Origin of the sequence: Mycobacterium sp., assembly GCF_049280035.1 — a bacterium.
In the GTDB taxonomy this organism is placed as follows: domain Bacteria; phylum Actinomycetota; class Actinomycetes; order Mycobacteriales; family Mycobacteriaceae; genus Mycobacterium.
On the sequence record NZ_JBAPPI010000531.1, the window covers coordinates 1 to 10,879 of the forward strand.

9 protein-coding genes and 3 pseudogenes are annotated in these 10,879 nt (G+C 65.7%); 2 read left to right on the forward strand and 10 right to left on the reverse strand.

Annotated elements, in window-relative coordinates:
• Window positions 1–154: 154 nt before the first annotated feature.
• The 5 genes and pseudogenes from WAN71_RS17255 to WAN71_RS17275 form a co-directional block, all read right to left on the reverse strand.
• A complete protein-coding gene (locus WAN71_RS17255; protein WP_422226497.1) occupies window positions 155–2,788 on the reverse strand; it encodes an FAD/NAD(P)-binding protein in 2,634 nt (877 codons plus the stop codon).
• Window positions 2,789–2,853: 65 nt separating this feature from the next.
• Window positions 2,854–3,543, reverse strand: coding sequence for a cupin domain-containing protein (locus tag WAN71_RS17260; RefSeq protein WP_422226498.1), 690 nt, complete (start codon window positions 3,541–3,543; stop codon window positions 2,854–2,856).
• 54 nt (window positions 3,544–3,597) lie between these two features.
• Window positions 3,598–4,241: pseudogene (locus WAN71_RS17265) on the reverse strand (cupin domain-containing protein).
• A 24-nt stretch (window positions 4,242–4,265) separates the two neighbouring features.
• Window positions 4,266–4,652: a DUF2237 family protein gene (locus WAN71_RS17270; protein WP_422226499.1), complete on the reverse strand. Its 387-nt coding sequence runs from the start codon at window positions 4,650–4,652 to the stop codon at window positions 4,266–4,268.
• A 63-nt stretch (window positions 4,653–4,715) separates the two neighbouring features.
• On the reverse strand, window positions 4,716–5,594 hold the full coding sequence (locus WAN71_RS17275; RefSeq protein WP_422226505.1) for an LLM class flavin-dependent oxidoreductase: 879 nt from the start codon (window positions 5,592–5,594) through the stop codon (window positions 4,716–4,718).
• Between the two features lie 76 nt (window positions 5,595–5,670).
• On the opposite strand from WAN71_RS17275, the gene WAN71_RS17280 reads away from it, so the two are divergent.
• Window positions 5,671–6,084 carry a VOC family protein gene (locus WAN71_RS17280; protein ID WP_422226500.1) on the forward strand — a complete coding sequence of 138 codons (414 nt, stop codon included), beginning with the start codon at window positions 5,671–5,673 and terminating at the stop codon, window positions 6,082–6,084.
• 51 nt (window positions 6,085–6,135) lie between these two features.
• On the forward strand, window positions 6,136–6,531 hold the full coding sequence (locus WAN71_RS17285) for a VOC family protein (protein ID WP_422226501.1): 396 nt from the start codon (window positions 6,136–6,138) through the stop codon (window positions 6,529–6,531).
• Here WAN71_RS17285 and WAN71_RS17290 read toward each other — a convergent pair.
• The 5 genes and pseudogenes from WAN71_RS17290 to WAN71_RS17310 all read right to left on the reverse strand — a co-directional run.
• Window positions 6,528–7,010, reverse strand: a complete 483-nt coding sequence (locus tag WAN71_RS17290; protein ID WP_422226502.1) for an Rrf2 family transcriptional regulator — start codon at window positions 7,008–7,010, stop codon at window positions 6,528–6,530. The two genes, WAN71_RS17285 and WAN71_RS17290, sit on opposite strands and share 4 nt — an antisense overlap.
• Window positions 7,011–7,051: 41 nt before the next feature.
• Window positions 7,052–7,789, reverse strand: a complete 738-nt coding sequence (locus WAN71_RS17295; RefSeq protein WP_422226503.1) for a 3'(2'),5'-bisphosphate nucleotidase CysQ — start codon at window positions 7,787–7,789, stop codon at window positions 7,052–7,054.
• Window positions 7,786–9,630 (reverse strand): adenylyl-sulfate kinase, encoded by a 1,845-nt coding sequence (cysC, locus tag WAN71_RS17300; RefSeq protein WP_422226504.1) that lies wholly within the window; start codon window positions 9,628–9,630, stop codon window positions 7,786–7,788. The genes WAN71_RS17295 and cysC overlap by 4 nt, the downstream gene beginning before the upstream one ends.
• A pseudogene (gene cysD, locus WAN71_RS17305) lies at window positions 9,630–10,644 on the reverse strand (sulfate adenylyltransferase subunit CysD). The gene cysC and the pseudogene cysD overlap by 1 nt, the downstream one beginning before the upstream one ends.
• 111 nt (window positions 10,645–10,755) lie before the next feature.
• A pseudogene (locus WAN71_RS17310) lies at window positions 10,756–10,879 on the reverse strand (carbonic anhydrase); the annotation flags it as partial.

Here is a 10,879-nt window from a genome sequence, read left to right on the forward strand (position 1 = left end):
GCCCCGAAAACATCCGGCGAGTGGCCGCCACCCTGGCGGCCGCCGGCACGGCGTCGCCATGACCTTCGAGGCCGTCTGAGACCTACGTGAACCCGGCGATCCTTTCCGCGTTGTCGCCCAACACCGACGAGAACTACTGACGACAATCACCGGGTCAGTTCACGGTGCCGCGGGTTACTTGCGGCCCGGGCGCAGCGCGATGTCGCGACAAGAGGCGCGCTGCTTGACCCGGCGCACCGAGTTGGAGCATCGCGGCCAACGCCGTTTCGAGGATCACTTCTTGTTGCACACGACTACCGCCAATCGACGGAAGCCCGGCGAGCGATTCGAGGAGGTAGTCGAGCGCGGCGCGTGGCTCACCCGCAGTCAACGCAATAAGACCTTCGCCGATGAGACGCAACGTCGTTGCTTGCGCATCGGTCGCAGCCGGAACTTTGATCGCGCGAATCGCGGCCGGATCATTCGCGGCGGCCAATACGAGCAGCGCGTGGAATGCGATGAAAGGCGTTTGCGGCGCAGACGCAAGCGAGCCGGCCTCAGCGAGCACCGGCATCGGATCAGGTGGAGTAACCCAATCCGGATGCAGGCGCGCCCGCCATGCGAGCGAACCGGCATCGACGAGACAGCGCACGTCCTTCGAGTGGGGTGGCGCGAGAAACGCGGCGTACCGACGCGCCGCGGCAGCCGCGTCGCCCATCGCAAGCTCGTGCAGCGCGGCGTGCCACTGAAAGTGCGGGAGGTAACGCTGCGTGCTGCCGTCGCTCGGGATCCAGTCCGTCAGCCATTTCAGCCCGGCCCCATGCGCGTCGGTCTCGTAGTGCACGTGCGAAAGCGCATGCGCGGCATTGCCATTGCCTGGATCGAGTTCGAGCGCGGCATCAGCCAGGTCGGCTGCGTCGTACCAGAGGCCCTGCTCTGTTCGGCCGTAGGCGCGCAGGCCGAGATACCATGGCGCCTCGCCGTGCACGCCAGTGAATTGCTCGACGTACTGCCACGCGTCCGGCAACGCGTCGCCGGCCCCCGCGAACGCGATCGACGGCGCGAGCACCAGCAATGCGACTGCGTCGTCCGGTACCCGCTCGAGATGGTCGATGAGTGCGTCGGTGCCCGCCGCGTTTCCCTTCTCGCACCACGTCGCGATGGCCTCGACGTGGCTGCGGTCTTCGTCGCTGCCATGTGCAAGCGCCGCGCGCGCTCGAGCGAGGTGGCCGGCGACCGCGTCAGGCCCGCCCGCGCGGTCGGGCCGTTCGGTGGCAATCATCGCGAGCGCGACGTGCGCACGCGCGTGGTGCGGATCTTCCGCGACCGCGGCAGCGAAGGCGACCGACGCGCCGTCTTGGACGGCGAGCAGGCGACGCACACCCTCGGCATACGAAGCGGCCGCACCACTCAATTCCGGCGCAGCCGTGACGAGACTGGGCGCCCGCACCGGACGGTCGCGCGTGTCGTCGGCGAGCAGCTCCGCGATAGCAGCCGCTTGGGCACGGATTTCGGGAATCGCAGTGGTCTCCCACAACTCGCCTTGGCGGATCAAGCCGAGACAGACGATGTCCAGGACCGTTCTCCCGGCCCCGTCGATGAGGTGGCCGTCCGCATCGAGTCGCACGCCTATGCCGCACGGGTGCATCGACGCGACCCCGGTGGACAACAGGTTCGCCCAGAGCGCGGAGCGTTGCAGGGACCGCCGATCCCACATGGCGCCGGTAGCGACCACCACCGCGTCACCGCGCCGACGCACTGGTTGGTCGCTCGTTGTCACAACAAGTTCAACGCCATCGCCGTACAACAACACATCGGCGACTTCGCCCGCCTCGATGATCAGTTGGCCATTGTCGATCGCGGCATAGACCGCATCGGCAAGCGTGGGCGGCATGCGGTGGCGAAGCACGTCCCACTGCCGCAAGTCCTCGCGCAGAAACCGGCGCTGGTCTTCCCACCCCAACGACCGCCACAGCCGGGCTGTCCGGGGCCGCAGTGCGTCGATCACTTGTCGCCAGTCCAAACCGGCTTTGCGCGCGTGCGCGAGATCAGCAGCGAGCGCGGCGCGCAATTGCTCAAGCGACACCTCGGCAGGGAGCGCATCGACGTTAGGCAACTCCGTCGGCGCGCCGGTGGCGCGGAATCGGCGTGGGAGCGAGCCATTACGCGACAGCAGCGTGACCGTGGCGCCACGGGCAATGAGATGCAGCGCGACGTCGACGCCCGTGAGTCCCGTACCGATCACCAAGACGCTTGCGGGCCGGCGCCCGCTAAGACCCGCGAGCGCGCCTGGCGCCCATGGATCCAGCACCACCTTGCCGTCGGCGCCTGCGGCCAACACCGGAGCGAAAGCGCGTTCCAACGATTCGGGCATGCCACCGTCGGGGCGCCCCGACGCGAGCACAACGGCGTCGGCCGATAGCGATCGGCCATCGTTCAGCGCTAAGTGCACGGGCGCGCCCGGCACCACCCCGACAACCTCGGCAGTCTGGATCCGCACGTCGGCGACCGCGAGCTGTTCTTTTAGGTAGCGGCCGTACGCGAGACGCGGTGCGAAGCTCTCGAGCGGCGTGACAGCTCGTTCGTCGAGCCAACGGCAGAAGTGATCGGGATCGTCTGGCCATGCAGACATGCGCTGCGCGGGAACGTTCAGCAGGTGCGTTGGGTCATTGGTGCCGTACGCCGCGCCTGTGCCGGGACGACCGGACGCATCGATCAACGTGATCTGTGCGTCTGGCTTGCTCCGGCGCAGATGCACTGCGGCGAGCACACCCGCAGCTCCACCGCCCACGATCGCGACACGCATCATGGCCGGAAGGCTATATCTTCCGGGCGGGTTGAGGTGCTTGATCGCGCTGACGCCTCGAGTATTGGCTAGTGCGATCGCAGGATGACGATCGCGTTGTCGAACTTTTTGAAGGGCTTGAACGTCTCTGCGGGAACGCCGAAGACGGCGGACAACACCCGCGGTGGAAGCTGACTTAAGGACTCACCTATGCCGATGTTGTCTTTGGATTCGGGGGTACTGGTGTTCTGGATGATCACTATTTTCATGTCGGCCGGGCCGCGGTTCTCGAAGTAGTGGAAGGACCCCTGGGGTGCGAACACGACGTCGCCGACATCTTGGTCGAAGCTCTCGTGGTTGCCGTTCCCGTCGACGACGACCCACGCCGCGACTCCGCTGGTGACAATGTTGATCTCCCACGCGCTGGGATGCCAGTGCGGCTCGCGGATACCTCCGGGCTGCAATGTGAGCAGCACGATGCTGGCCTGTTGACCTTTGAGTATCGGAAAATTGTCCTCGTCCGCCTGCTGAAACCAGCCCCCGTCGTACCTGGTGACGGGCGAATCGCCGAGATGGAACAGGTGCGATTTCGAGGTGATCGTCTCGGCGGGGAGACGGGGATCACCAAACAGTGCCGCATCGTCGGGCATCGGCTCTTCCCTATCAATGCGAAAGCCGGAGGTGCCGCCGGTAATAAGACGGTCGACGCCTACACCGGTCGCCGCTGCGGCGCCGGCCAGGCCCGCTCCACCCAAGACCTTGCGGCGATTAATCGGCATCCTGAGAAATTACCCCTGCGGTCAGGACCGGTCTAGGCGGGAACGGCGTCCTTGCTAGTGCGATCGCAGGATGGTGATTGCGTTGTCGAACTTTTTGAAGGACTTGAACGTCTCTGTGGGAACACCGAAGACGGCGGACAACACTTGGGGCGGAAGCTGACTCAAGGACTCGCCTACGCCGACGTTGTCTTTGTCTTCAGGCGCACTGGTGTTCTGGATAATCAGCACGTCCAGGTCTTCCTTGCCGCGGTTCTCGAAGTAGTGGAAGGAACCCTGGGGTGCGAACACGAGGTCATCGACGTGGGCGTCGAAACTCTCGTGGTTGCCGTTCCCGTCGATGAGGACCCAGGTCGCGACTCCTTTGGTGACCAGATTGATCTCCCACGCGCTGGGATGCCAGTGCGGCTCGCGAATAGCCCCGGGCTGCAACGTGATCAGCTGGATGCTGGCCTCTTGACCTTTGAGTATCGGGAAATTATCTTCCTGTGCCTGTTGCTGTGTCCCGCCGTCATAGGTGGTGGGGGGCAGGGCGGCCAGATGGAACAGGTGCGATTGCGAGGTGATCGTTTCAGCGGGTAGGCGGGGATCGCCAAAGCGTGCCGCGCCGTCAGTCATTGACTCAACCCCTGCACCGGTCGCGGCCGCGGCGCCAAGGCCAGGCCCGCTTCACCCAAGACCTTGCGACGGCCAATCGGCATGCCCCGGGATATTACCGCCGCGGCCTACAAGCTGCCTAGATCGTCGGGCACGTCGACGGCGTGCGCCCGCAGGGCCTCAAGGGGCACCACGTCGAGGGTGCGCTCGTGAGTAGCGGCCAGCACCACGGGGGCGGCGCGACCGTCGCGGTACGCCAGCAGCCAGTTCCCGGCGGTCACACACCAGCGGTCCCCGGGTACCAGCCCGGGAAACCGCAGCTGCGGCCTCGGCGTTGAAAGGTCGTTTCCTATCGCACGCTGGTGCTCCAGGAACTCGGCGGTCACCACGGCGCAGATCGTGTGTAAACCGAGATCCTCGTCCCCGGTCGAACAGCAGCCGTCGCGGTAGAAGCCGGTGAGCGGGTCGCTGCCACATGGTTCTAGCGGGCCGCCCAACACGTTGCGCTCAAACACCGGCCCAGTATCTCCCGCGGCGATCCGAACGCGCTGTTGGAGCCCGCATACAGCGCGCTCTGTCTAGATCGCGCTGACCAAATCGGCCACCCGCTGAACCTGATCGAGATCGGAACTGGTTGGGATGAGCTGAATTTCGTCGGCGCCGACCGCTTCGAACTTGCGCAATGCCGCGACCAGTTCCCGCTCGCTACCGGCGAACCCGGTGGTCGGCGCCATCGCGTCGATGTACTCGGCCGGTATCCAGTTCATGTAGCGCCGCAGATGCCGGTGCACCTGTGATCGGGCACGGTCGACCGCACCGAGAGCGAACCAGAACGATGTGATCAGGTGCGGTTTGGGCTTGCCGGCCGCGGCCCAGGCGGCGCGCGCCACGTCGAACAGCTCGTTCTGTTTAGCCACATCGAGGTCCAACGTGGTTCCGGCAAGGCCGTCGGCCCAGGCCGCGGCGCTGCGCAGCGTCTTCGGCCCGATGGTTCCGATCAGCAGCGGCGGCCCACCCGCCTGAACCGGCGCCGGCCCGACCGGCAGCACCGACTCGGTAACCTTCTCGCCCGCCCACACTCGTTTCATGACCGCCACCCGCTCGGCCATGCCACGCATGGTCTGCGTCGTTGGGTCCGCGCCGACGGCCTGATAGTCCTCGATTCGGCCGCCCACGCCGATGCCCACAGTCAGCCGCCCGCCACACAGTATGTCCCCGGTCGCCAGCGCCTTGGCCAGCATCACCGGGTCGTGCAGCTGAGGCACGATCACAGTCGTCACCAACCGCACCCGATCGGTCCACGCGGCCAACGCGCCCATCAGCGTCAACGTTTCCGGGTTGTCGAACGCCATCCGCTCGCCCCAACACAACGACGCGAACGGGCCGTCATCGATCGCACGCGCCCAGTCCCGCAGCACGGCAGCATCCAAGTCCGGCTCCATGACCGGCATGGTCATCGATATCTGCACGACGGCGATTCTGGCATGCAGACCGGTCGATGCTCGCACGCTGCGCAGTGGCACCATGTCTGGGATGGGCATCACCGCCAATTCCATCGCGCATGTACGGCTCACCGTCAGCGACATCGAGCGTTCCCGACGGTTCTACGAGAGCGTCTTCGGGTGGCCCGTTCTGATCGAGATCCCGGACAACGCCGACGAAGCGACCCGCAACCAACTCGCGTTCTTGTTCGGCGGGGTCATCTACGACATGGGCGGCGCGCTGATCGCCCTGCGACCGGTCGCCACCGATCGCTTCCACGAGGACCGCTGCGGGCTGGACCACATCGCGTTCAGGTCGGCCGATAAGGCCGAATTAGACGCCGCAGCACTGCATCTCGACGATCTTGGCATCGACCACGAGCCGGTCAAGGACATCGGGCCGTCGTACATCCTGGAGTTCCGCGACCCGGACAACATCGCCTTGGAACTGACCGCGCCAAAGTAGCGCTTTGCGGCATTGTGACGGGCTGCCCAGAGTGGTTGACTGGCAAACACAATGCCTATCGAGTTCAACCACACCATCGTCGCCGCCCGCGATAAGCGGGAGTCCGCGGAATTTCTCACCGAGCTGTTCGGGTTGCCGAGTCCGGTGCCGTTCGGCCACTTCATGACCGTCACGATCGAGCACGGCGCGAGCCTCGACTATGCCGATGTGCCCGACGGCGAGGAAATCCGACCGCAGCATTACGCCTTCTTGGTCTCGGAGGACGACTTCGACGCGATCTACGGCAAGATCCAATCCCGCGGGCTGCAGCACTGGGCCGACCCGGGCGGTCATCGACCGGGCGAGATCAACACCAGAGACGGGGGCCGCGGGGTCTATTTCCGCGACCCCGGCGTCCATTTCCTGGAAATCCTCACCCGGCCCTACGGGTCAGGCGGGCCGGCCTAGCCGACATTGCGCGGGCCGTGGCGCCTGCTTTCCTGGTCGCGATAGTCGTGGGCCATCCGATCGACGTGGTTCGGCAGGGCACCCGCCACGACGTCGGCCAGCGTCGTTTCCTCCAGTACCGACCGCATGCTGGCGCGCAATGCCCGCCAGACGTCGGTCAGCGCCGCGGTCGGCCCGGAGTACGGCAGATCGCCCAGACCGACGTCGCGGACGCTGGCCAGCGGGCCGTCAATGGACCGCAACACGTCGGCGATGCTGATTTCGCTACCTGGGCGAGCCAATTCATATCCACCGTCGCGACCGCGGTGGCTGCGCACCAGGCGGTCGGTGCGCAGGTCGGACAAGATGTCGACGAGGAACTGCGGCGGGATGCCCTGGGCGTTCGCCAGGTCTTCGGTTTTGACCCGCACGCCGCCATCGACGGTGGCCAACTGGACCATTGCCCGCACCGCATACTCCGCCTTGGCCGACATGCGCATGGACACGATCCTCCCATCGCAAGGTTAAGCGCCGGGGTGGCTCAACTGGTCACCCGCAGCACGGCGTCGGCGAATTCGGGTCGGCACACCACCAGATCCGGCAGCAGCGGATCGGGTCGGTTGTACTCCAGCGGTGAACCATCCAGACGCGAGGTGTGCAAACCGGCCGCGCGAGCTACCGCCACCGGCGCCGCCGAATCCCATTCGTACTGTCCACCGGCGTGTACGTACACGTCGGCCACACCCTGCACCACCGCGGCGACCTTCGCGCCGGCCGATCCCATCTCGACCAGCGTGCCGGTGAGGTGGTCGCGGACCTGCAGCGCGATCGCCGGCGGACGGGTGCGCGAGACCACGATCCGGGGCGATCCCGCGTACGCCGGCGGCGGCGCGGGATCGGGTGTGGCCAACGTGACACCCTGTGCGGGTAGCGCAACCGCGCCGGCGACCAGATCACCGGATTGCCACAGCGCGACGTGCACGGCCCAGTCTTTACGGCCGAGTTCGGAGAACTCCCGGGTCCCGTCCAACGGGTCGACTATCCACACCCGCTCGGAGCGCAACCGCACCGGGTCGTCGGCTCCTTCTTCGGAGAGCACCGCATCGTCCGGGCGTTCGCGTGCCAGCGCATCCATCAGATAATCGTGGGACCGCTTGTCCCCCGCCGCTTTTCGCTCGGCTTGCGTGGCATCGGCCAACTCGTCGCGGACCGCGAGCAGCAACTGGCCAGCTTCGGTGGCGAGTCGCGCCGCCACATCGTGGTCGCTGTGGTCGCTCAACTTCGCGACTCGATCAGGTCGATGACTTGCTGCGCCAGCTCGTCGCAGCCGCGGTCCGGCGTAAGCCGCAGATCGGGATTCTTCGGCCGCTGGTACGGGCTGTCGATACCGGTGAAATGCGTGATCTCACCCGCACGCGCTTTGGCGTAGAGCCCCTTGGGGTCTCGGCGCTCGCAATCCTCGAGTGGTGTGTCGCAGAATACCTCGAGAAAGTCGAGCCCGGCGTCGGCATGCACCCGACGGGCCAGGTCGCGATGCTCGGCCAGTGGGCTGATCGCCGGCACCAGCACGGTGTGCCCGGAATCGGCGATCAGCGCCGCCACATGCGCCAGTCGACGCAGGTTCTCCGCACGGTCGGCCATGGAAAAGCCCAAATCGGCATTCAAACCGTGGCGCAAGTTGTCGCCGTCGAGAACATAAGCGGGGACACCTTTTTCGAGCAGCTTCTGCTCGACCACCATCGCCACCGACGACTTGCCGGAACCCGACAGTCCGGTGAACCACAAGGTGCGACCTCGCGACATCCGGTCCTCGGCGGTCACCAGCGACTTGTGCCGCACCGTGTTCGGGCTCGACGACCGTGCCGCGACTTCGCGCAACACCATGCCCGCGGCCACGGTCCCGTTGGTGTCGGGATCGATCAGAATGAACGACCCGGTGCTCGGGTTGCGGGTGTATTCGTCGAGCAGTAACGGCACCTGCGTGCGCAGCGAAACGCGGCCAAGCTCGTTGAGCTGCAACGCCTCCGCGGACGTGTCGCGGCGAAGCGTGTTGACATCGAGCCGGTAGTCCAGCTCGGTGACCCGTACCCGCGTAGTCCGCGTGGTGTGCTTGATGAGATAGTCACGCCCGGGCTCCAGCGCCGCGGCATCCGCCATCCAGCACACGGTCGCATCAAATTCCTGGGCAACCCTCGGCTGATTGGTGCGCCGGGCGATCATGTCCCCGCGCGAGATGTCAATGTCGTCAGCCAAGCTGACCGAAACAGCCATCGGCGGAAACGCTTCTGCCACCGGCCCGGTCGGCCCATCGATCGCGATGATCCGACTGGGCTTGCCCGTCGGCAGCACCACCACGTCGTCGCCAGGACGCATCACACCGCTGGCCACGGTGCCGGCGTAGCTGCGGTGGTCTTGATGGTCGCGGGTCTGCGGCCGGATCACGTACTGGACCGGGAATCGGACGTCGACCAGGTTGCGGTCACCGGCGATGAAGACCTCCTCCAGATGCGACAGCAGCGCCGGCCCGTCGTACCACGGGGCGCGATCCGACTTGGTAACCACGTTGTCGCCGTGCAGCGCTGACATCGGGATGGCGAGCACGTCGTGCACATCGAGGCGGGTAGCGAAGGCGTGGAAGTCATCGCGAATGGCCTCGAAAGCCTCTTCGTCCCAATCGATCAGGTCCATCTTGTTGACCGCGAGCACAATGTGCTCGATGCCCAGCAGCGACGCCAGGAAGGTGTGCCGACGGGACTGCTCGAGCAGACCGTGGCGGGCGTCGACGAGCACGATGGCCAACTGCGCGGTGGAGGCCCCGGTCACCATGTTGCGGGTGTACTGGACGTGTCCCGGCGTGTCGGCGATGATGAATTTGCGCTTGGGAGTGGCGAAGTAGCGGTAGGCGACATCGATCGTGATGCCTTGTTCGCGTTCGGCGCGCAGCCCGTCGGTGACCAGCGCCAGGTCGGTGTAGTCGTGGCCGCGTTCCTTTGAGGTCGCTTCTACCGAGGCCCACTGGTCTTCCATGACGGCCTTGGAGTCATACAGCAGCCGCCCGATGAGCGTGGACTTGCCGTCGTCGACGGAGCCGGCTGTTGCGATGCGCAGCAGTGTTGCCATCAGAAGTACCCCTGCCTCTTGCGGTCTTCCATCCCGGCTTCGGAGATCCGGTCGTCTGCTCTGGTGGCGCCGCGCTCGGTCAGCCGTGACACCGCCGTCTCGGCGACGACCTCCGCTACGGTGGCCGCGGACGATTCGACGCAACCGGTACACGTGACGTCGCCCACGGTGCGGAAACGCACGGTCGTCTCGAACACCTTCTCGTCGGCGCGGGGCTGCAGGTGACGGTGAAGTGCCAGCAGCATTCCGTCCCGCTCGAACACCTTGCGGCGGTGCGCGTAGTAGATCGGCGGCAACTTGATCTTCTCGGCGCCGATGTAGGACCAGATGTCGAACTCGGTCCAGTTGGACAGGGGGAACACCCGGATGTGCTCACCCTTGTGGTGTCGGCCGTTGTAGATGTTCCACAACTCGGGCCGCTGGGCCTTCGGGTCCCACTGACCGAATTCGTCGCGGAAGCTGAACACCCGCTCCTTGGCGCGCGCCTTCTCCTCGTCACGCCGGGCGCCGCCGAATGCCGCGTCGAACTTGTTTTCGCGGATCGCACGCAGCAGCGTCACCGTCTGGATCGGGTTGCGCGACGGGATGGTCTCGACGACCCGGCTGGCATCGATGTCGTCTTGCACCGACGCCACCACCAATCGCACCCCGGTCTCGGCGACCAACTCGTCGCGCGTCTCGATGACCTCGTCGAAGTTGTGACCGGTGTCGACGTGCATCACCGGGAATGGCAGCCGGCCTGGGCGGAAGGCCTTGAGCGCCAGATGCAGCATCACGATCGAGTCCTTGCCGCCGGAGAACAGCAGGACCGGACGCTCAAACTCGGCAGCGACCTCACGAATGATGTGAATGGCCTCGGCCTCCAGCGAGCGCAGATGGCTCAATTCGTATTGCCCGGGCACCGGGCGGCGGTCGCTGTCCCCCGCCGCCGGGCTAGCCGTCGCTTGATTGGTCATCAACCCCTCAGTTCTTGGTAAAGTTGGTAGTATTGGTCATGTTTATGAGCATTACCATGTATGAAACCAGCATGACCCGCCGCTGTCAATGGAGTTGGGCGAAAAAATCAGTGCTTGGTATGGGGCTGCTAAACCGGAGCGCAGTCTCCCCCACGCACCGAGCGTGAAGCTACAGGGTGACCTCGTTGAGCTCGCCCGTTGCGACGTCGAAGATGAAGCCTCGCAACGAGTCGTGCTTGGTGACGAACGGACTGTTTTCGATGCGGCGCAGCGACTGGCGAACGTCCTCGGCG

Bases quoted from the DNA above. Each gene is read 5' to 3' on its own strand.
- WAN71_RS17285 (WP_422226501.1), top strand. From the start codon at position 6,136: ATGCCTATCGAGTTCAACCACACCATCGTCGCCGCCCGCGATAAGCGG.
- WAN71_RS17255 (WP_422226497.1), bottom strand. From the start codon at position 2,788: ATGATGCGTGTCGCGATCGTGGGCGGTGGAGCTGCGGGTGTGCTCGCC.
- WAN71_RS17260 (WP_422226498.1), bottom strand. From the start codon at position 3,543: ATGCCGATTAATCGCCGCAAGGTCTTGGGTGGAGCGGGCCTGGCCGGC.
- WAN71_RS17280 (WP_422226500.1), top strand. From the start codon at position 5,671: ATGGGCATCACCGCCAATTCCATCGCGCATGTACGGCTCACCGTCAGC.
- WAN71_RS17275 (WP_422226505.1), bottom strand. From the start codon at position 5,594: ATGACCATGCCGGTCATGGAGCCGGACTTGGATGCTGCCGTGCTGCGG.
- cysC (WP_422226504.1), bottom strand. From the start codon at position 9,630: ATGGCAACACTGCTGCGCATCGCAACAGCCGGCTCCGTCGACGACGGC.
- WAN71_RS17290 (WP_422226502.1), bottom strand. From the start codon at position 7,010: ATGCGCATGTCGGCCAAGGCGGAGTATGCGGTGCGGGCAATGGTCCAG.